At 72.2% G+C, this 23,644-nt stretch carries 22 protein-coding genes; 13 read left to right on the top strand and 9 right to left on the bottom strand.

The window, feature by feature from the left end; all coding sequences use genetic code 11:
* Positions 1–46: 46 nt before the first annotated feature.
* From E4K62_RS16570 to E4K62_RS16520, 11 genes are all read left to right on the top strand, one after another.
* Positions 47–1,042 carry an ABC transporter substrate-binding protein gene (locus E4K62_RS16570; protein ID WP_135069544.1) on the top strand — a complete coding sequence of 332 codons (996 nt, stop codon included), beginning with the start codon at positions 47–49 and terminating at the stop codon, positions 1,040–1,042.
* A 66-nt stretch (positions 1,043–1,108) separates the two neighbouring features.
* Positions 1,109–1,876, top strand: coding sequence for an SDR family oxidoreductase (locus tag E4K62_RS16565; protein ID WP_135069541.1), 768 nt, complete (start codon positions 1,109–1,111; stop codon positions 1,874–1,876).
* 1 nt (position 1,877) lies between these two features.
* Entirely contained in the window at positions 1,878–3,383 is a 1,506-nt protein-coding gene (locus E4K62_RS16560) for a rhamnulokinase (protein WP_135069538.1), read from the top strand.
* Positions 3,380–4,141, top strand: a complete 762-nt coding sequence (locus tag E4K62_RS16555) for a class II aldolase/adducin family protein (RefSeq protein ID WP_135069535.1) — start codon at positions 3,380–3,382, stop codon at positions 4,139–4,141. Before E4K62_RS16560 ends, E4K62_RS16555 begins: the two co-directional genes overlap by 4 nt.
* A complete protein-coding gene (locus E4K62_RS16550; protein WP_135069532.1) occupies positions 4,138–4,866 on the top strand; it encodes an SDR family oxidoreductase in 729 nt (242 codons plus the stop codon). The genes E4K62_RS16555 and E4K62_RS16550 overlap by 4 nt, the downstream gene beginning before the upstream one ends.
* Entirely contained in the window at positions 4,866–5,954 is a 1,089-nt protein-coding gene (locus E4K62_RS16545; RefSeq protein WP_135069529.1) for a zinc-dependent alcohol dehydrogenase, read from the top strand. Before E4K62_RS16550 ends, E4K62_RS16545 begins: the two co-directional genes overlap by 1 nt.
* Positions 5,951–6,598 carry a nucleoside/nucleotide kinase family protein gene (locus E4K62_RS16540; protein ID WP_135069526.1) on the top strand — a complete coding sequence of 216 codons (648 nt, stop codon included), beginning with the start codon at positions 5,951–5,953 and terminating at the stop codon, positions 6,596–6,598. The genes E4K62_RS16545 and E4K62_RS16540 overlap by 4 nt, the downstream gene beginning before the upstream one ends.
* Positions 6,595–7,437, top strand: coding sequence for a class II fructose-bisphosphate aldolase (locus E4K62_RS16535; protein ID WP_135069524.1), 843 nt, complete (start codon positions 6,595–6,597; stop codon positions 7,435–7,437). Before E4K62_RS16540 ends, E4K62_RS16535 begins: the two co-directional genes overlap by 4 nt.
* Positions 7,434–8,435, top strand: coding sequence for a 1-phosphofructokinase family hexose kinase (locus E4K62_RS16530; RefSeq protein WP_135069521.1), 1,002 nt, complete (start codon positions 7,434–7,436; stop codon positions 8,433–8,435). The genes E4K62_RS16535 and E4K62_RS16530 overlap by 4 nt, the downstream gene beginning before the upstream one ends.
* 175 nt (positions 8,436–8,610) lie before the next feature.
* Positions 8,611–9,498 (top strand): tagatose-bisphosphate aldolase, encoded by an 888-nt coding sequence (locus E4K62_RS16525; protein WP_135069518.1) that lies wholly within the window; start codon positions 8,611–8,613, stop codon positions 9,496–9,498.
* Positions 9,499–9,547: 49 nt separating this feature from the next.
* The gene (locus E4K62_RS16520; protein ID WP_135071527.1) at positions 9,548–10,510 is read left to right on the top strand and encodes a LacI family DNA-binding transcriptional regulator; all 963 of its coding nucleotides are present in this window, start codon (positions 9,548–9,550) and stop codon (positions 10,508–10,510) included.
* 168 nt (positions 10,511–10,678) lie between these two features.
* On the opposite strand, the gene E4K62_RS16515 is transcribed toward E4K62_RS16520, so the two are convergent.
* Genes E4K62_RS16515 through E4K62_RS16495 form a run of 5 tightly spaced genes read right to left on the bottom strand, consistent with a single transcriptional unit; the run spans position 10,679 to position 17,047 of the window.
* Entirely contained in the window at positions 10,679–12,109 is a 1,431-nt protein-coding gene (locus E4K62_RS16515; protein WP_135069515.1) for a rhamnulokinase, read from the bottom strand.
* Positions 12,106–14,142: a bifunctional aldolase/short-chain dehydrogenase gene (locus tag E4K62_RS16510; RefSeq protein ID WP_135069512.1), complete on the bottom strand. Its 2,037-nt coding sequence runs from the start codon at positions 14,140–14,142 to the stop codon at positions 12,106–12,108. The genes E4K62_RS16515 and E4K62_RS16510 overlap by 4 nt, the downstream gene beginning before the upstream one ends.
* Before the next feature lie 30 nt (positions 14,143–14,172).
* Positions 14,173–15,480: an MFS transporter gene (locus tag E4K62_RS16505; RefSeq protein WP_205805810.1), complete on the bottom strand. Its 1,308-nt coding sequence runs from the start codon at positions 15,478–15,480 to the stop codon at positions 14,173–14,175.
* A 2-nt stretch (positions 15,481–15,482) separates the two neighbouring features.
* Positions 15,483–16,649 (bottom strand): L-rhamnose isomerase, encoded by a 1,167-nt coding sequence (gene rhaI, locus E4K62_RS16500; protein ID WP_135069508.1) that lies wholly within the window; start codon positions 16,647–16,649, stop codon positions 15,483–15,485.
* Positions 16,646–17,047 (bottom strand): L-rhamnose mutarotase, encoded by a 402-nt coding sequence (locus tag E4K62_RS16495; protein ID WP_135069505.1) that lies wholly within the window; start codon positions 17,045–17,047, stop codon positions 16,646–16,648. The genes rhaI and E4K62_RS16495 overlap by 4 nt, the downstream gene beginning before the upstream one ends.
* Positions 17,048–17,192: 145 nt before the next feature.
* Between E4K62_RS16495 and E4K62_RS16490 the strand changes: the two genes are divergently transcribed.
* Positions 17,193–18,194 carry a LacI family DNA-binding transcriptional regulator gene (locus E4K62_RS16490; protein ID WP_135069502.1) on the top strand — a complete coding sequence of 334 codons (1,002 nt, stop codon included), beginning with the start codon at positions 17,193–17,195 and terminating at the stop codon, positions 18,192–18,194.
* A gap of 19 nt (positions 18,195–18,213) precedes the next feature.
* On the opposite strand, the gene E4K62_RS16485 is transcribed toward E4K62_RS16490, so the two are convergent.
* From E4K62_RS16485 to E4K62_RS16475, 3 genes are read right to left on the bottom strand one after another with little or no spacing between them, the layout of a single operon-like run.
* Complete coding sequence (locus E4K62_RS16485) at positions 18,214–19,842, bottom strand: DHA2 family efflux MFS transporter permease subunit (RefSeq protein WP_135069499.1); 1,629 nt, start codon at positions 19,840–19,842, stop codon at positions 18,214–18,216.
* A 17-nt stretch (positions 19,843–19,859) separates the two neighbouring features.
* Positions 19,860–21,251 carry an MFS transporter gene (locus tag E4K62_RS16480; RefSeq protein WP_167747857.1) on the bottom strand — a complete coding sequence of 464 codons (1,392 nt, stop codon included), beginning with the start codon at positions 21,249–21,251 and terminating at the stop codon, positions 19,860–19,862.
* A gap of 5 nt (positions 21,252–21,256) precedes the next feature.
* Positions 21,257–21,700: a MarR family winged helix-turn-helix transcriptional regulator gene (locus tag E4K62_RS16475; RefSeq protein WP_240742734.1), complete on the bottom strand. Its 444-nt coding sequence runs from the start codon at positions 21,698–21,700 to the stop codon at positions 21,257–21,259.
* Positions 21,701–21,767: 67 nt separating this feature from the next.
* On the opposite strand from E4K62_RS16475, the gene E4K62_RS16470 reads away from it, so the two are divergent.
* Complete coding sequence (locus E4K62_RS16470; protein ID WP_135069493.1) at positions 21,768–22,616, top strand: alpha/beta fold hydrolase; 849 nt, start codon at positions 21,768–21,770, stop codon at positions 22,614–22,616.
* A gap of 22 nt (positions 22,617–22,638) precedes the next feature.
* Here the strand turns inward: E4K62_RS16470 and E4K62_RS16465 are convergent, their stop codons facing one another.
* Positions 22,639–23,643 (bottom strand): sugar phosphate isomerase/epimerase family protein, encoded by a 1,005-nt coding sequence (locus E4K62_RS16465; protein WP_135069490.1) that lies wholly within the window; start codon positions 23,641–23,643, stop codon positions 22,639–22,641.
* Between the last annotated feature and the right edge of the window lies 1 nt (position 23,644).

Here is a 23,644-nt window from a genome sequence, read left to right as displayed (position 1 = left end):
GCGGCGACTGCACCAACCCACCACACAAGAGAAACGGTTGATCACAATGAAGTGGAGTAAGAAAGGTCTCGGCATCGCCGTGCTCGGCGCATCCGCCGCGCTCGTGCTCGCCGGCTGCTCCTCCGACGGCGGCAACGCCGGCGGATCCGGCGGCGGCTCGGGCGACGACGGTTACAAGATCGCCTTCGTCCAGGGCGTCGCCGGCGACGAGTTCTACATCTCGATGGAGTGCGGCATCAAGGAGGCGGCCGAGGCTGCCGGGGCCACCGTCTCGGTGCAGGGCCCGGAGAAGTTCGACCCCACGCTGCAGAAGCCGCTCGTGGATTCCGTCGTGGCCTCCAAGCCCGACGCCCTCCTCGTGGCCCCGACCGACGTGACCGCGATGGCAGCGCCGATCCAGGCCGCCGCCGACGCCGGCATCAAGGTCGTCCTCGTCGACACGACGCTGGAAGACCCCTCGATGGCGGTCTCGCAGATCTCCAGCGACAACGAGGGCGGCGGCGCCGCGGCGTTCGACGCGATCAAGGAAGCCCACCCCGACGGAGGCAAGGTCCTGGTCGTCTCCATCGACCCGGGCATCTCGACCTCCGACGCGCGCGCGGCCGGGTTCGAGGCGGCTGCCGCGGAGGACGAGAACTTCGAGTTCCTCGGCATCCAGTACAGCCACAACGAGCCGGCCACCGCGGCCGAGATCGTCACGGCCGCGCTGCAGAAGGACCCCGACATCGTCGGCATCTTCGCCGCCAACCTGTTCGCCGCCGAGGGCACGGCCACCGGTGTGCAGCAGGCCGGCAAGACCGGTGACGTCACGATCGTCGGCTTCGACGCGGGTCCGGCCCAGGTCGAGCAGCTGCGGGGCGGCATCGTCCAGGCGCTCGTCGCCCAGGAGCCGGCCACCATCGGCAAGGACGGCGTCGAGCAGGCCATCGCGGCGCTCGAGGGCGAGACGGTCGAGGAGAAGATCCAGACCGGCTTCACCATCATCACGCAGGACAACATCGACGGCGAGGGCGCGGACGCCGCCTACCGTTCCTCCTGCTGATCCCCTCCGCGGTGGCCGGAGCCTCGTGCTCCGGCCACCGCGGTCATCCTCCCCGGACGGAGCATCATGAACTTCCCCGACCTGGCCGGCCGCACGGCCGTCATCACCGGCGGTGCGCGCGGCATCGGCTATTCGCTGGCCTCGGCGCTGGCCCGCCAGAGCGTGAACGTGGCCCTGCTCGACCTGCTGCCGGAGGTCGCCGACTCCGCCGCGCGTCTGGCCGACGAGCACGGCGTGCAGACCGCATCCGCCCTCGTCGACGTCACCGACCCGGTCTCTGTGGATGCGGCGTTCGCCGACGTCCGCGGGGAGCTCGGGGTCGCCGACATCCTCATCACCGCCGCCGGCATCACGATCTGGGGCGACTCGGCCGAGGTGGAGCCGGACACGTGGCGCAAGGTGATCGACGTGAACCTGAACGGCACGTTCTTCAGCACGCAGGCCTTCGCGCGCCCGCTGCTGGCCGAGGGCCGGGAAGGCTCGGCCATCCTCATCTCCTCGATGTCGGGTCGCGTCGTGAACGTGCCTCAGCATCAGGCGTCGTACAACGCCTCCAAGGCGGCCGTCGACCAGCTGACCAGCTCGCTCGCGGTCGAGTGGGCGCCCGCCCTGCGCGTGAACGCCATCGCGCCGGGCTACATCCTCTCGGACATGACACGCCAGTTCATCGACGCCAACCCCGACCTGGCCGCGCAGTGGATCTCCGCGATCCCCGCCGGACGCATGGGGGAGCCCGCCGACCTCGACGGCCTCGTGCTGCTGCTGGCCTCCTCGGCCTCGTCGTACCTGACCGGGCAGACGCTCGTGATCGACGGCGGCTACACGGCCATCTGACATGCCTGAGCCATCGCCGGCCGCGTTCGTCGCGGTCGACCTCGGTTCCGCCAGCGGCCGGGTCATGCTCGGAATCTTGGACGACGGCGCCCACCGCCTGTCGGTGCGGGAGGTCGCACGCTTCGCGAACCGCCCTGTGCCCCGCCCCGAGGGTCTCGCGTGGGACATCGACGCCCTGTGGGCCGATGTGCGGGACGGCCTGGCCCGGGCGTGCGCCGCGGCGGCGTCGGCGGGCGCCGCGGTACGCGGCATCGGCGTGGACTCGTGGGGCGTGGACTACGTGCGCCTCCGGCGCGACGGCCGGATGCGCCGCTTCGCGCGTCACCACCGCGACGTCGACGCGACCTTCGCCGCCGTCACGTCCGCGTCGCGGGATGCCGCGGCCGACTACGCCGTCACGGGCGTGCTGGACCAGACCATCAACACCGCCCATCAACTGCGGCAGGACGGGCGCGACGGCATCGGCGCGCCCGATGACACGATCGTGCTGATCGCCGACGCCTTCGTCCACCTGCTCACCGGCGCCGTCGCCGCCGAGCGTTCGCTCGCCTCCACGACGGCGCTCGTGGACCGCGCACGGGACGCCTGGTCGCCCTCCTTGGCGGCCGGTCTCCCCGCCCGGCTGCCCCCGCTCGTGACGGCAGGGCACCCGGCCGGGTCGACCACGGCCGACGTCACCGCGCGCCTGGGCCTGACCGAGCCGGTGCCGGTGTGGTTCGTGACCTCCCACGACACGGCCGCGGCGTTCTCCGCGGTCGTGGGGACGGCGGAGGGCGACGCGATCGAGGGCGTCGTCGCGTGCGGAAGCTGGGCGGTGGCCGGCGCCGCGATCGCCGAACCCGTGCTCACCGAAACCGCCCGCGCATGCGGTTTCACGCAGGAGACCGGCGCGGAGGGCGCGACGCTGCTGGTGAAGAATCTCAGCGGCATGTGGCTCCTTCAGCAGGTCACGCGCGAGTGGGCGACGCAGGACGGACTCGCCGAATGGCCGCTCGACCGCCTCGCGCAGCTCCTGGAGGATGCGGCGGCGTCGCGCTACGCCGGATGCTTCGACCCGGCCGATCCCGCGCTGGGCGCCCCCGGCGACCTCATCGACCGCCTCGCCGCCCGGTGCGCCGCCGACGTCGGCATCCCGCCGCAGACGCGCGGAGACCTCGCCCGCGCCATCCTCGCCAGCCTCGCGCGCGCCTATGCCCGCACCATGACCGAGATCCACCAGCTGACCGGCCGGCCCGTCGCGCGCATCCGCCTCGTCGGCGGCGGCTCGCGCGGAGACCTGCTGGCGGGCCTGACCGCAGCGGCCGCCGGCGTGCCGGTCACGGCGGGCCCGGCCGAGGCCTCGGTCCGCGGCATCCTCCTCCAGCTCGCCGTCGCCGCCGGGGCGCTCCCCGACCTCGCCGCCGCCCGCTCCCTCGACGTGGACGACGGCGAGCCGGCGCCGCGCGTCCATCCCGTCCCCGCGGCACCGCTTCCCGCTTCCCGCCCCGTCCCCGAAGGAGCCCCATGACCGACCCCGCCCGAGACGCCCTCGTGGATCTGTCGCGCCGACTGGGCGATCCGGCGTTCGACGCCGCGTTGCTGGGGGAGGGCAACACGTCGATGCGCGTGGCCGACGGGATGCTCGTGAAGGCCAGCGGAGCCGCCCTCGGCGCGGCACGGCACGACGACTTCGTCCCGCTGGCCTTCCGCGACGCGCTCGCCCTGATCGACGACGAGCACGCCGGTGACGACGAGGTCGACGCGCTGTTCTCCGCCATCGCCGCACGGGAGGGGCGACGACCCTCCGTCGAGGCGCTGCTGCACGCCGTCGTGTACGAGGCCACCGATGCGTGCGTCGTCGCGCACAGTCATCCGACGGCGGTGAACGCGCTGCTGTGCTCGGAGGCCGCCGAGCTGCTCGTGGAGGGTGCACTCTTCCCCGACCAGATCGTCGTCCTCGGGGCGACGCCCCTGCTCGTGCCGTACATCGATCCGGGGGTGCGGCTCGCCCGGGAGGTGCGCACGCGTCTCACGCGGCACATCCGCGCGCACGGCGAGGCGCCGAAGGCCATCTACTTGCGCAACCATGGGATGTTCGCACTCGGTGCGAGCGCCGAGCAGGTTCTGGGCATCACGGCGATGGCCCAGAAGTGCGCGCGGGTGCTCATCGGCGCGGCCGCGGCCGGCGGCGTGCGTTTCATGCCCGCCGACGAAGTGGTCCGCATCGACACCCGTCCGGATGAGAAGTACCGGCGGGCGCTGCTGGCCGGAGAGGAGACCCGATGACCACGCTGACCGACAAGGTGGCGATCCTCACCGGCGCGAGCTCGGGGATCGGCCTGGCCACGGCCCACGCCCTGGTCGCGGAGGGGGTGCGCGTCGTGGCGGTGGCCCGCTCCGAAGAGCGGCTCGCCGAGCTCGCGACGAGCCTCGGCGACCGCGTCACCCCGTTCGCGGCGGATGTCGCCGACCCCGCCAGTGCGGAGCGCATCGTGGCGCACGCCCTGGACCGGCACGGGCGGGTGGACATCGTCCTGCCCAATGCGGGGATCTACGTCGGCGGCGACCTCGTGGCCACCGACCCCGCCGACATCGCCGCTCTCGTGGCCACCAACGTCACGGGCGTCATGACGCTGGTGCGCGCTGCGCTTCCCTGCCTGCTCGCGCAGGGATCCGGCGACATCCTCGTCACGAGCTCCGTGTCGGGGCACCAGGACATCGAGTGGGAGCCGGTGTACTCCGCCAGCAAGCACGCGGTGCAGTCCTTCGTGCACACCGTCCGGCGCCAGACCGCCGAAACCGGCGTGCGCGTCGGAGCGATCGCGCCGGGCGTCGTGCTCAATCCGCTGTGGGGCTTCGCGCACGGCTCGCCGGAAGAGGCCGCCCGCATCGAGGAGCGCACCGGCATCCGCTCCGCCGACGTCGCCGACGCCATCGTGTTCATGCTCACCCGCCCCGCCCACGTCGTCGTACGCGACCTCGTCCTCCTGCCCACCGGGCAGCCGATCTGATGGCCTGGCCCACCGGCCGCATGGCTGCCCTCGTCTTCACCGCTCCCGGCGTCGCGCAGTGGCGTGAGGTCGCCATCCCCGGAGCCCGGGAGGGTCACGTGCTCGTCCGGGTCGAGCGCGTCGGCATCTGCGGCACCGACCTGGCACTGCTGGACGGATCGATGGGATACCTCGAATCCGGCCTCACGCGCTACCCCCTCCGCCCCGGCCACGAATGGTGCGGCACCGTCGCCGCCGTGGACGGCGACGTCGCGGGCATCGCCGTCGGCGACCGCGTCGTGGGCGAGCCGTTCCTCAGCTGCGGACGATGCGCGCTGTGCCGCGCCGGCCGCCGCGACCAGTGCCCGCACCGTGACGAGATCGGGGTCCGCGGAGACGCGCCGGGGGCCGCCGCGCAGTACGTCGCGGTGCCCGCCGAGAACGTCGCGGTCGTGCCGGCGGGGCTCGATCCCTCGGCGGCCGTGCTCGCCGAACCGCTCGTCACCGTGCTCCACGCCCTCTCGGCCGTGCGGCTGGAAGCCGGCGAATCGCTCGGTGTCATCGGCGCCGGCACCCTCGGGATGCTGGCCGCCCAGGTCGCGCGCGCCGCCGGCGCGGCCGTGACCGTGTACTCCCGCGGCGACCGAGCCGAGCGCGCGCAGGCGTGCGGCGCCGCGTTCGTCCGCAGCGCCGACGCCCCCGCCGACCGCCACGACGCCGTCATCGAGGCCTCCGGTGGCGAGGGCGCCGTCGGGCTCGCGGTGCGCCTGGCCCGTCCCGCCGGGCGCGTCGCGCTCGTCGGGGTCCCGGGGTCGCCCGAACCGCTGGATGCCATGCCGATCGTCGTCAAGGGGCTGCAGGTGACCGGCGTCCTGGGCGGCATCCCGTTCCTCCACCGGGCCGTGCGGCTGCTCGCCGACGGCGTCGTGAACCCCGATGCCGTCATCGACCGCGTCTTCCCGGCCGCGCGAGCCGTCGAGGCGCTGGACCTGCTCGCCGGCGGGAGCACGCGGCGCCCCAAGATCATGCTCGACTTCCTGCTCGATCCCGCGGACGTGGCATCCGTCGCGGTCGCCGGCGGCGATGAGGGAACAGGAGACGCGGCATGACCGTGCCCACCGTGCATGTGGACGAGCTCGTGGAGCGCGCGCGGCAGCTCGCCGCCGGTGGCCAGCGCGCTCTGCTCGGTATCGCGGGAGCCCCAGGGGCCGGCAAGAGCGTCCTCTCGGACGCGCTGCTGGCCGCCCTGGGGCCCGACGCGGTGCTCGTGGGGATGGATGCCTTCCACCTCGCCGATGCCGAACTGGCGCGCCTGGGCCGGGGGGATCGGAAGGGCGCCCCCGACACCTTCGACGTCGACGGGTACGTCGCAACGCTCGAGCGCATCCGGGCCCGCGACCGGGCTGTCTACGCGCCCGTGTTCGACCGTTCGCTGGAAGCGGCCGTCGCCGGATCCGTCCGCGTGGACCCGGAGGTGCCTCTCGTGCTGACGGAGGGGAACTACCTCCTGCTGGATTCCGGCGGGTGGGAGCGGGTGCGCCCGTGCCTGGACGAGGTCTGGTTCGTCCAGCCGGATGAGGTCTCGCGCCGGCAGTGGCTCATCGCGCGCCACGAGAGCTACGGCCGCGACCCGGCAGCGGCGCGCGCGTGGGCGCTGGGCACCGATCAGCGCAACGCCGAACTCGTCCAGACCACCGCGCACCGCGCCGACCGTGTCTTCGCGGTCGACTACCGAAGGGACGTCCGCGCATGACGCTGGCGAACATGTCCACCCTCCTCGCCGAGCACCGTGCCGTCGGCGCGTTCAACTTCGTGCAGCTCGAGCTCGCTCAGGCGATCGTCGCCGGTGCCGAGGAGGCCGGCACGGGTGTCGTGCTGCAGCTGTCGCAGAACGCCGTCCGCTTCCACGGTGCCCTCGGCCCCGCCGCATCCGCGGCGCTGGAACTCGCCCACGGCGCCCGGGTTCCCGTCGTCGTGCACCTGGACCATGCCACCGACGAAGACCTCGTGGATGCCGCCCTGGCCGCCGGCGTGCGCTCGGTGATGTTCGACGGCGCGCACCTCCCCGACGACGAGAACGTCGCACGCACGCGCGCCGTCGCCGACCGCGCGCACGCGGCCGGCGCGTGGGTGGAGGCGGAGCTCGGCGAAGTCGGCGGGAAGGGCGGTGCCCACACGCCCGGAGTCCGCACCGACGTCGAGGACGCCGCGGCCTTCGTCGCCGCCACCGGCGTCGACGCGCTCGCGGTCGCGGTGGGCAGTTCGCACGCTATGACCGAGCGCGCCGCGTCGCTGGACGAGGACCTCATCTCCCGCCTCGCCGCACGGGTGCCGGTGCCGCTCGTGCTGCACGGCTCCAGCGGCGTGCCCGACGCGGGCATCGACGGCGCGATCGGCGCCGGCATGCGCAAGATCAACATCGGCACCCACCTGAACGTCGTCTTCACCGGCGCGGTGCGCGAGGCGCTCGCCGCCGACCCGGCGGTGGTCGATCCGCGCACCTACGTGCGCCCCGCCCGCGACGCCGTCGCGCGGGAAGTCGCGCGGATGCTGCGGCTGATCGTGGGCGGCACGGGCGAGGGCCGCGCATGACCGCGCGCGCACGCGGCGGCGGTGTCGTGACGCTGACGCCCGCCGGCGCCATCGATGCGACCTACCTGGTCGACGGCTTCGCCCGGGGCGACCTCATCCGCGCCTCCGAGTACGCCCGCGAGGTCAGCGGCAAGGGCGTCAACCTCTCCGCCGCCCTCGACCTCGCCGGGGTCCCCACCGCGGCCGTCGTGGTCCTCGGGCACGACGACCTCGCGTTCGCCGGGCATTCCCCCCACGCCGGGATGCTGCGGATCGTCCCGGTGCCCGGTGCCACGCGCGTGAACACCGCGATCGTCGACGCCGCCGGCGCGACCACGAAGGTCAACGCCCCCACGCCGCCGCTGACGGCGGACGCGTGGGCGCAGGCGACCGACACGGCCCTCACGCAGGCCACCGCCTCCGGGGCCGAGTGGCTCGTGCTGTGCGGTTCGCTGCCGGTGCTGGCCGGCACGGGGCGACCCGTGGATGCGACGGAGCTGTTCACGCGCGCGCGGGAGCGCGGCATCCGCGTCGCGGTGGACACCAGCGGCACCGGCCTCGCCCGCGCCCTCGGCGCCACGCCCGACCTCGACCTCATCAAGCCGAACACCGCCGAGCTGGCGGAACTGACCGGCCGTGCGCTCGTCACGGTGGGCGACGTCGTCGCCGCCGCGCGCACGCTCATCGATCGGGGGCTCGGGCTGGCGTACGTCAGCATGGGCGCCGACGGCGCGCTCGCCGTCTCGGCCGACGAGGTCGTGCACGCCCACGCCCGTCCGCGGCGTCTGGGCAACACCGCCGGCGCCGGCGACGCGTCGCTGGCCGGGTTCCTCGTAGGGCTCGCGGACGGCGGCTCGGCGCCGCTGGAATCCGCCGTCGCCCATGCCGCCGCGTGGGGCGCGCACGCCGTGGCGCAGACCACCACGGTGCTCCCCGGGCTGGGCGGGCTGCCCGAGGCCGTCGTCACCGTCGCGCCCGACCCGGCCACCGCGCTGTCGGAGCCGGCGGGGGGCGCCTGACCGCTCCCGCGGGGTGGGCGCGGCGCCCTGGCGGCGCCGTGCGGGCCTGGCTGCGCCGCCGCGGGGTGCATTGACAGACCAGCGTGCAGGGGGCACCATGGAAGCGAGCAAGTCACCGGTGTCATGGCTGAATTCCCGGGGTTTTCTTGCAGCAGCGAACGGAAGAGGACACCGCATGAACGCACTGACCACCGCCGAGCGACGCGGCATGCAGGGCATCTCCACGGCGGCCGGGAACATGCTCATCGTCGCAGCCGACCAGCGCAACGGCATGAAGGCGGCGATCCTCGATGCACCGGACGGGTCCGCAGCGATCACGAAGGCCGAGCTGGCGGAGGTCAAGGCAGACCTCGTGCGGCACCTCGCCAACCACGCCCCCGCCATCCTGCTCGACCCCGAGGTCGCCCTGCCGGCCATCGTCGACGACGGTGTCCTCGCCCGGGACACGGCGCTCGTGGTCGGGCTCGACGCATCCGGGTTCGAGGAGGTCGACGGGCTCCGCTACACGAAGTACGTCGACGGGGTCACCCCCGCAACCGTCCGCGCACTCGGCGGCGACGTCGCCAAGATGCTCTGGTACACCCGGCCCGACCGGCAGGACACCGCCTCCCGCGTCGCGCACGAGATCCGCGAGCTGGTCGCGGCGTGCGAGGCGGAGGGCGTGCTGCTCATCGTGGAGCTGCTGACCTACCAGCTGCCGGGGGAGAGCGACGAGGAGTACGCGGCATCCTTCGCCTCGCTCGTCGCCGACGGGGCAGCCCTCGCCGTGGCGTGCGGCGCGAAGGTGCTCAAGCTGCAGTATCCCGGCAGCGCCGAGGCGTGCGCCGCGGTCACGGCCGCGGCGCAGGGGGTGCCGTGGGCGGTGCTGTCCGCGGGAGTGGACCACGAGAGTTTCATCAACCAGGTGCGCACGGCGATGTCGGCCGGGGCAGCGGGTGCCATGGCAGGCCGGTCGCTTTGGAAAGACAGCCTGTCGATCTCGGCCGATACCCGTGCGCACCTGCTCACCGAGCGGGCCCTCGTCCGCCTCCACGAGCTGGCCGCCGCCGTCGACGGCCGCTGAAATCCGACGATCCGGCCCGGTCGGATGGAAGGATGACGGCGTGACGACGATGCGAGACGTGGCCGCACGGGCCGGGGTCAGTGCGAAGACGGTCTCCCGGGTCTTCAACGACGATCCGCATGTGCTCCCGCACACGCGCGAGCGCGTGCAGCGCGTCATGCGCGAGCTCAACTACGTTCCGAACGTGCTCGCCACGACCTTCCGCGCCGGGCGCTCGTCGGTGATCGGGGTCGCGGTGCCCGACATCGTGGACCCGTTCTTCGCCGCGATCGCGCGGGCGGTGGACGATGTCGCACGGCATGCCGGGATGTCCACGCTCGTGACGAGCCTGGGCGACGACCCCGCCGATGAGCGCGCCACCATCGAGTCGCTCCTCGGGCGCAAGCTGTCCGGCCTCATCGTGGCGCCCGTCGGCGACGATCAGGCATACCTCGGGCGGTGGCAGGAGTCCACCCCGATCGTGTGTGTCGACCGCGCCCCCACCGGGATCCGGGCCGACACCTTCACCGCCGACGATGAGGCGGGGGCGTATGCGGCCACGACGCATCTGCTCGGGCACGGACACCGGCGCATCGCCTACCTCGGCGACGTGCTCGGGCGCTCCACCGAGCACGCGCGGCTGGAAGGCTGGCGCCGCGCCCTCCGCGAAGCCGGATCGCCGATCGACGACGCCCTGATCGCCGCCGACGTGGCCGATCCGGCGGCGGCGCAGCGCGAGGTCGCGCGCGTGCTCGGGCTGGATGATCCGGCCACGGCGATCTTCTCCTCGAATGCGCGGACGACGATGGCGCTGGTGCGCGGCATGCGCGACGATCACGTGCCGCTGGTCGGCTTCGGCGACTTCCCCCTGGCCGATCTCCTGCGCCCGGCGATCACCGTCATCGACCAGAACGCCGACCGGCTCGGGCGGTTGGCCGCCGAGCGCGTGCTGTCGCGGCTGTCCGCGCCCGCCGCCGATCCGGAGCGCGCCGTCGTGGACGTCACCCTCGTCGAGCGCGACTCCTGCCGCTAGCACCGGCCCCCGCCCGTCCCGCGCCGTCCCGCGCCGTCCCGCGCCGTCCCCTGTTCGCGCCACTTCGGTGCATCCGCGCCACATCTTTACGGCGCGGATGCACGGAACAGGCGCGGGAAGCGGGGCGCGGACGCGGGAGGCACCTCGGCGCAGGGGTGCGCCGTCGGCTCAGCGGGGGGTGTGCCGGCGCGGACGGAAGGCGGCGGCGACGGCGGCGCGCAGCGTCTCCAGCGGAGCATCCGTGCCGAACCACCCGTGGGCGCGGGCCTGGACGAGCACATTGCCCAGCGCGGTGGCCTCCACCGGCCCGGCGAGGACCGGCAGCCCGGAGCGGTCGGCGGTGGCCTGGCACAGCAGCTCGTTGAGGGCGCCGCCGCCGACGATGTGGATGCTGTCGACCTCGCGGTCGGCCAGGTACCCCGCCGTCCGCACGGCGTCGGCGAAGGCGGCCGCGATGCTCTCCACGATCACCCGGGCGAACGCGGCCCTGCCCTCGGGCACCGCGCCTCCGGCCGCGCGCAGCACGGCCGCGATCCGGCCCGGCATGTCGCCCGGGGCCGACAGCGACGGATCGTTCGCGTCGAAGACCACGGCGGGCGCATCCGTCCGCGCCGCCGCGGCGAGGAGATCCGGCAGGTTCACCGGCGCCCCGTCCTCCTGCTCCCACGCGCGGACCGTTTCGCTGATCAGCCACAGCCCCGTCACGTTGTGCAGGAACCGCACGCGTCCGTCCACGCCGAGCTCGTTCGTGAAGTTCGCCTCGCGGGCGGCGTCCGTCACGATGGGGGCGTCCAGCTCGAGGCCGACGAGTCCCCACGTGCCGCACGAGATGTACGCCGCGTTCGGCGACGACAGGGGCACCGCGACCACCGCCGAGGCGGTGTCGTGCGAGCCGACGGTCACGACCTCCAGGGGAGCGCCGATGCGGCGCGCCACAGCCGGGGTGAGAGCCCCGACGCGCGTGCCCGGGTCGACCAGCGGCGGAAGGATGTGCGCGGGGATGCCGAGGCGTTCGGCGAGCGGGAGGTCCCACTCGCCGGTGCGCACGTCGAGCAGGCCCGTCGTGGACGCGTTCGTGCGCTCGGCGATCCGCTCACCGGTGAGGAGGTGCGCGACGAGGTCGGGGATGAGCAGCGCCGTCTCCGCCTCGTCCAGGCGTGCCTCGGCGGCGAACTGGTACAGCGTGTTGAACGGCAGGTGCTGCAGGCCGTTGCGCTGGTAGAGGTCGGCGAAGGGCACCCGGGCGTGGACGGATGCGACGCCCTCGGCCGTGCGCTCATCCCGGTAGTGGAACGGCTCGGCCAGGAGCGCGCCGTCCCGCAGCAGGCCGTAGTCCACCGCCCACGAGTCGATCCCGATGCCGGCCACGCCGGGCTCGGCCGCCACGGCATCCGCCAGGCCCGTCACGACGTGACCGAACAGCGCATCGAAGTCCCAGTGCCAGCCGTCGCCGCGCTCGACGGGCCCGTTGGCGAACCGGGCGACCGGCTCGAGGGCGAGCAGCCCCGGCCCGACCCGCCCGATCATGACGCGGCCGCTCGTGGCCCCGAGGTCGACCGCGGCGACCGCGCCCGACGCGGCCGACCCGGGGGTGGTCATCGCAGGAACGCGGCCGCGACGCCGGAGTCCACCGGCACGTGCAGGCCTGTCGTGCGGGACAGCTCCGGCCCGGTGAGGACGTACACCGCGTCGGCGACGTTCTCGGGGACGACCTCGCGCTTGAGGATCGTGCGGTTGGCGTAGAACTGGCCGAGGTCCTCTTCCTTCACGCCGTACGTCGCGGCGCGGTTGGCGCCCCAGCCCGAGGCGAAGATGCCCGAGCCGCGGACGACGCCGTCGGGGTTGATGCCGTTCACACGCACGCCGTGCTCGCCGAGTTCGACCGCGAGCAGGCGCACCTGGTGGGCCTGGTCGGCCTTGGTGGCCGAGTATGCGATGTTGTTCGGCCCGGCGAAGACGGAGTTCTTCGAGGAGATGTAGACGATGTCCCCGCCCATGCGCTGCTCGATGAGCGCCTGAGCGGCCGCCTTCGACACGAAGAACGAGCCCTTGGCCATCACGTCGTGCTGCAGGTCCCAGTCCTTCTCGGTGGTCTCCAGCAGCGGCTTCGACAGCGAGAGCCCCGCGTTGTTCACGACGAGGTCGATGCCGCCGAACGCCAGCAGCGTCGCGTCGATCGCGGCCTGCACCGCGTCGGCGTCGGCGACGTTGGCCGCGATGCCGATCGCGACGTCCGTGTTCCCGAGCTCGGCCGCCGCCGCCTGCGCCTTCTCCAGGTCGAGATCGGCGACGACGACGCACGCGCCCTCGGCCGCCAGGCGCGTCGCGATCGCCTTGCCGATGCCGGATGCGGCGCCGGTGACGAAGGCGATGCGGCCCTGGTGCGACTTCGGCTTCGGCATCCGCTGGAGCTTGGCCTCCTCCAGCGCCCAGTACTCGATGCGGAACTTCTCCGCATCGGAGATCGGGGTGTAGGTGGACAGGGCTTCCGCGCCGCGCATCACGTGGATCGCGTTGACGTAGAACTCCCCGGCCACGCGCGCGGTCTGCTTGTTCGCGCCGTAGGAGAACATGCCCACGCCCGGGATCAGCACGATGAGCGGGTCGGCGCCGCGCATGGCCGGCGAGTCCGCATCCGCGTGCGCGTCGTAGTACGCCTGGTAGTCGGCGCGGTACTGCGCGTGCAGCTCCTTGAGCCGCGCGATGGCGTCCTCCACCGACGCGTCGGCGGGCAGGTCGAGCAGCATCGGCTTGACCTTGGTGCGCAGGAAGTGGTCGGGGCAGCTCGTGCCCAGCTCCGCGAGGTGAGGGGCCTTCTCCCGGGCGAGGAACTCCAGCACGTCGTCGGAGTCGGTGAAGTGCCCGACCATCGGCTTGTCGGTGGAGGCCAGGCCCCGGATGGTGGGGGCCAGCGCCGCCGCCTTCGCGCGCCGCTCGGCCTCCGGGAGCGCCTCGAAACCGGCGCGCACGCCGCCGAAGGGCTCGGCCGCGCCGTGCTCGTCGATGTAGGCCTGCGCCGTCTGGATGATCCACAGCGAGTTCGCCTCGGCCTCATCCGACGTGTCGCCCCACGCGGTGATGCCGTGCCCGCCGAGGATGCAGCCGACCGCCTCCGGGTTCTGCTCCTTGATCGCGGCGATGTCGAGCCCCAGCTGGAAGCCGGGCCGCCGCCACGGCACCCACACGACCTTCTCTCCGAAGATCTTGGCGGTCAGCTCTTCGCCGTCGGCGGCCGTCGCGATGGCGATGCCGGCATCGGGATGCAGGTGGTCCACGTGCGCCGCATCCACCAGGCCGTGCATCGCGGTGTCGATCGAGGGAGCCGCGCCGCCCTTGCCGTGCAGGCAGTAGTCGAACGCCGCGACCATCTCGTCCTCGCGCTCGATCCCGGGGTAGACGTCCACGAGCGCGCGCATGCGGTCCAGACGGAGGACGGCGAGCCCCTTCTCCGTGAGCGTGCCGAGGTCGCCGCCGGAGCCCTTCACCCACAGCAGCTCGACGGGCTCGCCGGTGACCGGGTCGGTGTCGGTGCCCTTGGCGGAGGTGTTCCCGCCGGCGTAGTTGGTGTTCTTAGGGTCGGCGCCCAGGCGATTGCTGCGGGCGATGAGGGATGCGGCGGTGGGGTTGGTCATATCGATGTTCCTTCGGGGAGGATGCGGGATTCAGAGATTGCCGGGCACCTCGGCGGAGAGCGGGACGCGCTCACCGTAGCGTTCGCGTTCGATCTCCTCGAGCGACTTGCCCTCGGTGGACGGAGCCCAGATGGTGCCGATCAGCAGGGCGGCGACCAGGAGACCGAGGATGATCACGCCCAGGCCCGGCAGGCCGAGCTGGGTGAGGAGCAACGGGAAGACCAGGCTCAGCACGCCGACCATGACACGCGCCAGCATGAACAGCATGCCCTGTGCGCTGGCACGGTATCGGGTGGCGAAGAGTTCGGCCGTCCACAGTCCGTAGAACGCCTGCGCTCCGACACCGGCCGAGATACCCCACGCCACGGCGAAGAACAGCAGCGAGAACAGTCCGGGCGGGGCGTAGATGAGTACGGCCCACGCGACCACCCCGAGAGCGGCGCCGCCGAAGTACAGCCAGCGGCGGCTGACCCGGTCGCCGTACCGCATGAACCCGGCCCACGTGGCCAGGGCGGTCAGCGACCACACCAGCACCTGCAGGAGGTTCTGCTGCGTGGCGTCCTCGAGGCCGGCGGCCGCGTAGACCCGCGGCTGGAAGATGCCCGCCTGTCCGGCGACGGTGTTCCACAGCCCGTAGACGCCGAGCAGGAACAGCAGCGCGCCGTAGTTGCGGCGGTCGCGCAGCAGGCCCGCGATGCCGGAGAAGAACGAGATCTTCTCGCCGCCCGCGCGCTCGTACTCGCGCTGCTCCTTCCAGCGGCGCGACTCCGGGAGGCCCCGGCGCACCCACCACGTGATCGCGGCGATGACGAACAGGTGCAGGAAGATGATGCGTGAGCCCCACAGGCCCAGCGGGCCGACGATCACGGCGAGCAGGAACCCGATCGCCGGGCCGATCGACCACGCCAGCTGCGCGGTGCCCACGTGGGCTGCGCGGTGCTCGTCCGGCGCCTCCTCCGCGATGTAGGTCCAGGATGCGGGCACTCCGGCACCCACGGCGATGCCCATCAGGATGACGCCGATCAAGAGCATCACGACGTTGCCGGAGAAGGCGACGACCAGTGCGCCGATCATGAAGACGATGAGGTCGTAGGTGTAGATGAACTTCCGGCCCAGGCGGTCGCACAGGGGACCGCCGATGGCGGCGCCGATCGCCGCACCGAAGGCGTTCGCCGAGAGGGCGGCGACGATACCGACGACGCCGTCGTCGAATCCGAACGCCTCCTGCCACAGCGACAGGCTCGTCGCCAGCGCGATGATCGCCCCGGCCTCGATGTAGTTGGACATGGCGACGGCGATGGTCGCCTTCCATGCGGTCAATGGACGTCGGTTGCCCATGTTCATGCTCCCCACCCCGCCTGGGCGCCGCCCACGCGTTCTTCGGCGATCTTCTGCTGGTATCCGGACGCTGCGTAGGCGGCCATCGGGTCGGCCGGGAGTCCGCGCGACTCCCGCCACTGCGCAAGGGCCGGGCGGACGTCGGTCGAGAAGGCGTCCATGAACACCGCGTGCGCTCCGAGCACGTCGTTGGCCTGCTGCGCGGCATCCAGGGCCTCGCGGTCGAGGATGAGCGCCCGGGCGGTCATCTCCTGCACGTTCAGGACGGAGCGGATCTGCCCCGGGATCTTGTCCTCGATGTTGTGGCACTGGTCGAGCATGAAGGCCACGTCGGGGTTGTTCAGTCCGCCGCCGCGCACGACCTCCACGAGGATGCGGAACAGCTGGAACGGGTCGGCGGCGCCCACGATGAGGTCGTCGTCGGCGTAGAAGCGCGAATTGAAGTCGAACGAGCCGAGCTTGCCCAGGCGCAGCAACTGCATGACGATGAACTCGATGTTGGTGCCGGGGGCGTGGTGGCCGGTGTCCAGGCACACCATCGCCTTGTCGCCGAGGGCGGCCACCTGGGCGTACGAGGTCCCCCAGTCGGGCACGTCGGTGTGGTAGAACGACGGCTCGAAGAACTTGTACTCCAGGACGAGCCGCTGGTCTTCACCCAGGCGCGCGTAGATCTGCTGGAGGGAGTCCTGCAGGCGGTCCTGACGCGCGCGCATGTCGTTCTGGCCGGGGTAGTTCGACCCCTCGGCCAGCCAGATCTTCAGGTCGCGGGAGCCGGTCTCGTGCATGATGTCGATGCACTCGAGGTGATGGTCGATGGCCTTGCGGCGGATGCGCTCATCGTGGTGGGTCAGGGCGCCGAACTTGTAGTCCTCGTCCTGGAAGGTGTTGGAGTTGACGGTGCCCAGCCGCACGCCGAGGTCTTCGGCGTAGGAGCGGAGGGCGCCGTAGTCCTCGACCTTGTCCCACGGGATGTGCAGCGCGACGCTCGGGGCCAGCGCGGTGAAGGCGTGGACCTGCGCGGCGTCGGCGATCTTCTCGCGGGGGTCGCGCGGTGTGCCCGGGGTGGGGAACACGCGGAACCGCGTGCCGGAGTTGCCGAAGGCCCACGAGGGCAGCTCGATGGCCTGCCCTTCCAGGGTCCCCAGGATCTCGGGGGAGAGAGTCGTCATGCGTCGTCGCTTTCGGTGTCGGTGTCGGTGTGGGGGGTCAGGCGGATGGCGCGGGTGAGCTGGTTTTCCAGGTGGAAGACCTCGGGGAGGGCGGTCGCGGCCTGGTCGGGGCGTCCGTCGAGGTCGATGAAGAACGGAGCCATGTCGGCCTCCCACCGCGCGGCGACCTCGGACGCGGCGAGGTAGGCCTGCGCGGCCGCGTCGTCATCGGTCTCGTAGTACCCGATGAGACGGCCGCCGTCGCCGAGGAACAGCGAGTAGTTTCGCCGGCCGGCGGCGGCGATCTCGGCGAGCATCTCCGGCCAGACGGCGGCGTGACGGGCCAGGTATTCGTCGAGTCTGTCGGGACGCACCTGGAGGGTGAAGCACACGCGGGAGGGGCCGGCGGGGTGGGGCATGGGTGGTGTCTCTTCGTTGAGGCCGGGCGCGCCGGATGCGGGCAGTGAATCGTTTCACAGCACAATAGAGCAGCGACCGGGCGACGTCAATCCGGCGGTGGCAGTGCGATACAGTCGAGCGAATTCGCAGAGGGGACGCGCGCGCATGGCTGTCACGATCCGCGAGGTAGCCGCGCGCGCGGGCGTCTCGGTCGGAACGGTCTCGAATGTCCTGAACGATCGCGCCAACGTGACGCCCGACGTCGTCGCGCGCGTCCGTGCCGCGATCGCGGAGCTCGGCTATGTCCGCAACGACGCCGCGCGACAGCTGCGGGCGGGGCGAAGCCGTGGCATCGGACTGGTCGTGCTCGACATCGGCAACCCGTTCTTCGCCGCCGTCGCGCGAGGCGCCGAGCAGCGCGCCGCCGAGGAAGGGCTCGTCGTGCTCCTGGGCAGCAGCGAGCAGGATCGTGCCCGTGAGGACGCGTACCTCGATCTCTTCCGGGAACAGCGGGTCAACGGCGTTCTCGTCTCGCCCGCCTCCGATGACCTCGCCGCCCTCGAGCGGCTCGCCGCATCCGGCATCCCGGTCGCCCTCGTCGATCGTGAGGCGGCCGGCTCGGGGTTCGCCTCGGTCGCCGTGGACGACGAGGAGGGCGGGTATCTCGCCACTACGCACCTGCTCGGGCTGGGCCGTCGCCGCATCGCGTTCGTCGGCGGACCGCTGACCACGCGGCAGGTGGCGGATCGTCTCGCCGGCGCGCGCCGGGCGGTCGGGAACGCCCCCGGCGCGACGCTCGAGGTGCACGAGACGGCCGGTACGACCGTGCTGCACGGACGGGCGGCAGGGGAGGAGCTGCGGGGCCGGCCGGAACGCCCGGATGCGGTCTTCGCGGCGAACGACCTCGTGGCGGTGGGGGTGCTGCAGGCGCTCACGCTCCTCGGCGGGGTGCGGGTGCCCGACGACATCGCCCTGGTCGGCTACGACGACATCGACTTCGCCACTGCGGCGGTCGTGCCGCTGAGCTCCGTCCGCCAGCCCGCCGAACTCATCGGCCGCACCGCGGTCGACCTGCTCCTCCGGCAGGGGAACGGCGCCCTTCCGGCGGCGGATGCGGCGATCCGCTTCCGCCCCGAGCTCGTCGTGCGCGCCTCCACGAGCGGCTAAGACCCCGCGTCCGTGGAGGTCAGGCAGGAGGCGGTGCCGCGGCCGCGCCGTCCGCGACCTCCGCCGGCCGGCCCGCGCGGGGCGTGGATGCGGCGGAGCCGAGTGACAGCGTCGACAGCAGGCCGAGCGCCAGGAAACCGGCGGCGGTGAAGGCGGCGGCGCGCGTGCCCTCGGAGAAGGCCGCCTTCGCGTCATCGGCGATGTCCTGCGTCTGCGGGGAGGCCTCGAGTCCGGCGATGGCGCCGCCGGCGCTGTCCACGACCGCCGACACCGTCTGCTCCCGCTGGTCGCCGGGCACGCCGCGGTCGGCGAGCTTCGTGTCCAGGATCCCGGCGGTGCTGCTGAACAGCACGGTGCCCAGCACCGCCACTCCGAGGGCTGCGCCGAGCTGACGCGACGTGGACTGCGTCCCCGAGGCCTGCCCGCTCTCGGCGACGGGGACGTCGGCCAGGACGACGCCGGTGAGCTGTGCGGTGGCCAGCCCCACGCCGAGACCGTAGACGAACAGGAAGGGCAGGAGCGCCAGCGGGGAGGAGTCCGGCCCGATCATGAACGCCACGCCGGCCACGCCCACGACCTCGGCGAGAAGGCCGACGCGCACGATCCACACCGGTGCGACCCGGTTGGCGAGGGCACCGGCGATCCCGCTCGCCACGAACGATCCGCCGGCCAGGGCGAGGAGGACGAGGCCGGTCTGCAGCGCATCCAGGCCGAGTACGAACTGGAGCCACAGGGGGAGCGCGAGGATGATGCCGAACTCGCCGAGCGAGACGACCATCGCGGCGATGTTGCCGTTGCGGAACGAGGCGATCGTGAAGAGGCGGAAGGCCAGCAGCGTCGACTTGCCCGCGCGCTCGCGCCGCAGGCCCCACAGGATGAACGCGACGAGCCCGACGAGGGCGACGAGGAACGCGACCGGCACGGGGGAGAGGTCCCACGGCCACTCCCACCCGCCGATCTGCGCCCGGGTCTCGGTCAGCCACCAGCCGTAGGTGCGCCCCTCGATGAGGCCGAAGACGAGCGAGGCCATCGTCACGACCGAGAGTACGGCGCCGACGACGTCGATGCGCTGCGTGCGCTCGCCGCGCGACTCCGCGACGGTCAGCCACACCCCGATCAGGATGATCAGTCCCAGGGGGATGTTGATGCCGAACGCCCAGCGCCACGAGAACGCCGTCGTCAGCCACCCGCCCAGCAGCGGCCCCAGCGCCGCCATGCCGCCGATCGTCGAGCCCCACACCGCGAAGGCGATGCCGCGCTCGCGGCCGCGGAAGGTCGCATTGATGAGCGAGAGCGTCGTGGGCAGGATCATCGCTCCGCCGACGCCCTGGATCAGCCGCGAGAGGATGAGCAGGCCGCCGTCGGGGGCGAGCGCGGCGGCCACGGAGGCGGCGGCGAAGATCACGACGCCGGTCAGCATGATCGCGCGTCTGCCCAGGCGATCGGCAAGGCTGCCGAACACGAGCAGAAGCGACGCGAAGACGAGCGTGTACGACTCCTGGACCCACTGCACCTCCGTGGAGGTGATCCCCAGTTCGTCGACGATGGAGGGGACCGCGACGTTGACGATCGTCGAGTCGACGATGATCAGCGACACGGCGATGCTGATGAAGACGAGCCCCACCCAGCGGCGAGATGACGGTGTCATCTCGCTAGCTTATCTAGCTAGTTCTTCCTGTCCAGGGATTCCTCGAGATCAGGACGGTCGGCGCGCGGGTTCTTCGCGCGTGCCGCGTTCGTCGCGTGCGGCAGCGGGATGGGGGTCGTTCCGGCGACCTCGTCGCTGAACTCCTCCGGCACCGGTGCGATGACCGTGATGGGGAGGGTCTCATCCAGCGTCAGGCGGAAGCGCTTGCTCTCGTGGCGCCGCACACGGCCGGAGGCGAGGGTCCAGGTGAGGCCGATGCCGCAGGCGACCAGCGCCATGATCGCCGCGACGAAGATGGCCACACGCGTGCCGAAGGCGTCGACCATCCACCCCACGATCGGGGCGCCCACGGGAGTCCCGCCCAGGAGGATCGCCATGTACAGCGCCAGCACGCGCCCGCGCAGCGCCGGGTCGGTCGTCGTCTGGACGTAGCCGTTGGCCGTGGTGAGGGTCGTGACCGCTGCGAAGCCGACGAACACGAGCGTCACGGCGTAGAGCACGTAGCTTGGTGCGAGGGACGACGCGATCATGGCCAGGCCGAACCCGCCGACGGCGAAGATCACCACGCGCATGCGCGCCCGGTCGCGGCGCGCCGCCAGGAGCGCGCCGGCCAGCGAGCCGATCGCGAGGATCGAGCTGAGCAGGCCGAACCCGTCGGCGCCATGGCCGAACTCGAGCGCCATCGTGGAGGCGAAGATCGGGAAGTTCATGCCGAAGGCGCCGAGGAGGAACACCATCGAGAAGATCACCAGCAGGTCGGGTCGCCCGCCCACGTAGCGGAAGCCGTCGGCCAGCCGGGATCGGCCCGATCCCACGGCGCGGGGGATGAACTCGTGCGGTCGCATGAGGGCGAGGGCCACCAGCATGGCGATGAACGTCGTGGCGTTGACGAGGAACACCCAGCCGCTGCCGATGAGCACGATCATGACGCCGGCCACGGCGGGGCCGATGAGGCGGGCGGTGTTGAACGACGCGGCGTTCAGCGCGACGGCGTTGGAGGCGTTCTCCCGCGTCACCAGGTCGGAGACGAACGCCTGCCGGGCCGGGTTGTCGAAGGCCGTGATGATGCCCAGCGCGAAGGCGAACACGTACATGAGCGGAAGGGTCATGACGCCGGTGAGCACGAGCACGCCCAGCGCGACGGCGAGCAGGAGCATGAGGCTCTGGGTCACCATGATGAGCTTGCGCCGGTCGAAGCGGTCGGCGACCCATCCCGTGACGCTCACCAGGAGCAGCGGCGGGGCGAACTGCAGCGCCATCGTGATGCCCATGGCGCCCGCGTCGTTGGCGGTGAGCTCGGTGAGGACGACCCAGTTCTGCGCCGTGGCCTGCATCCACGCGCCGATGTTCGACACGACCGCGCCGATGAACCACACGCGGTAGTTGAAGATCGCGAACGAGCGGAACATGGCGGTCATCGGTCGGCCAGCTTCCGCAGGATCGCCGAGGCGTCGGCCAGGGCGGTGCGCTCGGCGTCGGTGAGCTCGCCCAGTGCCGCCTCCAGCCACGCGTCGCGGCGTCGCACCGTCTCCTCGACGACGTCGCGGCCGGCCGGGGTGAGGTCCACGAGCACCTTGCGGCGATCATCGTCCATGGGGGTGCGCGTGATGAAGCCCGACTCCTGCAGGCAGTTGACGGTGCGGTTCATCGACGGCGCCGTGACGCGCTCGCGCTCGGCGAGCTCGCCGAGGGTGTGCGGACCGTACACCTTGAGGGCCGCGAGCACCGCGAACTGTCCGTCGCTCATGGAGTCGACGGCACGTTCGGCGCGAAGTCTGCGGGCCAACCGGAAGGTGGCCATGCGGACATCGGATGCGGCGGCGCTGAGGTCGGTGGGAGAAGTGTTCGACTCTGTCATGCCGTTGTTTAGCTTAGCTCATTAGCCTTGCTAAGAAAAGGCCGACGGGCCACCCTAGACTCGGCGCATGCCCGAGTTCGCCGATGCACACGGGGTCGCGATCGTCTACGACGTCGCCGAGGCCGCCCACCCCCGCGCCGTCGTCCAGCTGCTCCACGGCGTCGGCGAGCACGCCGGCCGGTACGGCGCCCTCGTCGCGGCGCTCACCGACGCCGGATACACCGTCTATGCCGATGACCACCGCGGGCACGGGCGCACGGGGATGCGCCAGCACGGCGGCGATGCGCGCAAGCTCGGCCGGCTGGGCCGGGGCGGCCACCGCGCGGCGGTGGAGGCGGTGTGGATGCTGACGCAGCGCATCCGCGCGCAGCATCCGGATCTGCCGCTCATCCTCCTCGGGCACTCGTGGGGGTCGCTCCTCGCGCAGATCCTGCTGAACGACCACCCCGACGCCTACGACGCCGTCGTGCTGAGCGGGTCGGGGCTGCGGATGCCGTGGTCGTTGAACGCGGGAGACCTGAACAAGCCGTGGCGCAGCGCCAAGGGGCACGGGATGCAGTGGCTGTCGTCGGACGACGCCGTCGGCGCCGCGTTCCTGGAGGACCCGCTGACCACCTCCGCGTCGATCGCCCGCCTGTTCGGCGTGGCCGAGGGTGTCCGGCTGTACGGGCTTCCGCGACGCGATCTGGGGCGCGACATCCCGGTGCTCCTGATGGTCGGACGTGACGACACCGTGGGCGGTCCGCGCAGCGTGCACCGCCTCGCCGACGCCTACCGCAGCCGCTCGAAGCTCACCGACGTGACGACGCTCGTCTACCCCGGCGCGCGCCACGAGATCTTCAACGAGGTGGCCCAGGCCGACGTGCGCGCCGACCTCCTCGCGTGGCTGGACCCCCGCTTCCCCGCGCGCGACTGACGCGCGGGGAAGCGCCCCCGGTCTATTTCCGGCTGAACGCCGCGTCGAAGGCCGCGCCGGAGGGCTCGTACGACGACATCCGCCGCACGAAGCCGAGCGCCTCCGGGGCCCCGACGAGCCGATCCATCCCGGCGTCCTCCCACTCGACCGACAGCGGCCCCTGGTAGCCGATCGCGTTCAGCATGCGGAAGGCGTCCTCCCACGGCACGTCGCCGTGACCGGTGGAGATGAAATCCCACCCGCGGCGGGGGTCGGCCCACGCCAGGTGCGACGACAGCCTCCCGTTGCGCCCGTTGGTCAGGCGCTTCTTCGTGTCCTTGCAGTGCACGTGGTAGATGCGGTCCTGGAAGTCCCACAGGAAGGCGACCGGGTCGATGTCCTGCCACACCATGTGCGACGGGTCCCAGTTCAGCCCGAAGGCCTCCCGGTGGCCGATGGCCTCCAGCGTCCGCACCGTCGTCCAGTAGTCGTAGGCGATCTCGGAGGGGTGCACCTCGTGCGCGAAGCGCACGCCCACCTCGTCGAAGACGTCGAGGATGGGGTTCCACCGGTCGGCGAAGTCCTGGTAGCCGGCGTCCACCAGCTCGGCCGAGGCCGGCGGGAACATCGCGACGTACTTCCAGATCGACGAGCCGGTGAAGCCGGTGACGGTCTTCACGCCGAGCTTGGCCGCGAGGCGGGCGGTGTTCTTGAGCTCCTCCGCCGCGCGCGTGCGGACGCCCTCGGGGTCGCCGTCGCCCCACACCACGTCGGGCAGGATGTCGCGGTGCCGCTGGTCGATGGGATCGTCGCAGACGGCCTGGCCCTTCAGGTGGTTGGAGATCGTCCACACCTTCAGGCCGTTGCGCTCGAGCACGTCGAGCTTGCCCTGCACGTAGGCGTCGTCGTCCCAGCGCCACGGGTCGAGGTGGTCGCCCCAGCAGGCGATCTCCAATCCGTCATAGCCCCACTCCCCGGCGAGGCGGGCGACCTCCTCGAAGGGCAGATCGGCCCACTGGCCGGTGAAAAGGGTGATCGGTCGCGCCATT

This window comes from Microbacterium wangchenii (genome assembly GCF_004564355.1).
GTDB classification, from domain to species: domain Bacteria; phylum Actinomycetota; class Actinomycetes; order Actinomycetales; family Microbacteriaceae; genus Microbacterium; species Microbacterium wangchenii.
Note: the sequence above shows the minus strand (reverse complement) of the source record. Positions and strands in the feature narration are given on the sequence as shown.

Excerpts from the sequence above, each read along its gene's own strand:
- E4K62_RS16570 (WP_135069544.1), top strand. The coding sequence starts at position 47 with ATGAAGTGGAGTAAGAAAGGTCTCGGCATCGCCGTGCTCGGCGCATCC.
- E4K62_RS16565 (WP_135069541.1), top strand. The coding sequence starts at position 1,109 with ATGAACTTCCCCGACCTGGCCGGCCGCACGGCCGTCATCACCGGCGGT.
- E4K62_RS16560 (WP_135069538.1), top strand. The coding sequence starts at position 1,878 with ATGCCTGAGCCATCGCCGGCCGCGTTCGTCGCGGTCGACCTCGGTTCC.
- E4K62_RS16555 (WP_135069535.1), top strand. The coding sequence starts at position 3,380 with ATGACCGACCCCGCCCGAGACGCCCTCGTGGATCTGTCGCGCCGACTG.
- E4K62_RS16550 (WP_135069532.1), top strand. The coding sequence starts at position 4,138 with ATGACCACGCTGACCGACAAGGTGGCGATCCTCACCGGCGCGAGCTCG.
- E4K62_RS16545 (WP_135069529.1), top strand. The coding sequence starts at position 4,866 with ATGGCCTGGCCCACCGGCCGCATGGCTGCCCTCGTCTTCACCGCTCCC.
- E4K62_RS16540 (WP_135069526.1), top strand. The coding sequence starts at position 5,951 with ATGACCGTGCCCACCGTGCATGTGGACGAGCTCGTGGAGCGCGCGCGG.
- E4K62_RS16535 (WP_135069524.1), top strand. The coding sequence starts at position 6,595 with ATGACGCTGGCGAACATGTCCACCCTCCTCGCCGAGCACCGTGCCGTC.
- E4K62_RS16530 (WP_135069521.1), top strand. The coding sequence starts at position 7,434 with ATGACCGCGCGCGCACGCGGCGGCGGTGTCGTGACGCTGACGCCCGCC.
- E4K62_RS16525 (WP_135069518.1), top strand. The coding sequence starts at position 8,611 with ATGAACGCACTGACCACCGCCGAGCGACGCGGCATGCAGGGCATCTCC.
- E4K62_RS16520 (WP_135071527.1), top strand. The coding sequence starts at position 9,548 with ATGCGAGACGTGGCCGCACGGGCCGGGGTCAGTGCGAAGACGGTCTCC.
- E4K62_RS16515 (WP_135069515.1), bottom strand. The coding sequence starts at position 12,109 with ATGACCACCCCCGGGTCGGCCGCGTCGGGCGCGGTCGCCGCGGTCGAC.
- E4K62_RS16510 (WP_135069512.1), bottom strand. The coding sequence starts at position 14,142 with ATGACCAACCCCACCGCCGCATCCCTCATCGCCCGCAGCAATCGCCTG.
- E4K62_RS16505 (WP_205805810.1), bottom strand. The coding sequence starts at position 15,480 with ATGGGCAACCGACGTCCATTGACCGCATGGAAGGCGACCATCGCCGTC.
- rhaI (WP_135069508.1), bottom strand. The coding sequence starts at position 16,649 with ATGACGACTCTCTCCCCCGAGATCCTGGGGACCCTGGAAGGGCAGGCC.
- E4K62_RS16495 (WP_135069505.1), bottom strand. The coding sequence starts at position 17,047 with ATGCCCCACCCCGCCGGCCCCTCCCGCGTGTGCTTCACCCTCCAGGTG.
- E4K62_RS16490 (WP_135069502.1), top strand. The coding sequence starts at position 17,193 with ATGGCTGTCACGATCCGCGAGGTAGCCGCGCGCGCGGGCGTCTCGGTC.
- E4K62_RS16485 (WP_135069499.1), bottom strand. The coding sequence starts at position 19,842 with ATGACACCGTCATCTCGCCGCTGGGTGGGGCTCGTCTTCATCAGCATC.
- E4K62_RS16480 (WP_167747857.1), bottom strand. The coding sequence starts at position 21,251 with ATGTTCCGCTCGTTCGCGATCTTCAACTACCGCGTGTGGTTCATCGGC.
- E4K62_RS16475 (WP_240742734.1), bottom strand. The coding sequence starts at position 21,700 with ATGACAGAGTCGAACACTTCTCCCACCGACCTCAGCGCCGCCGCATCC.
- E4K62_RS16470 (WP_135069493.1), top strand. The coding sequence starts at position 21,768 with ATGCCCGAGTTCGCCGATGCACACGGGGTCGCGATCGTCTACGACGTC.
- E4K62_RS16465 (WP_135069490.1), bottom strand. The coding sequence starts at position 23,643 with ATGGCGCGACCGATCACCCTTTTCACCGGCCAGTGGGCCGATCTGCCC.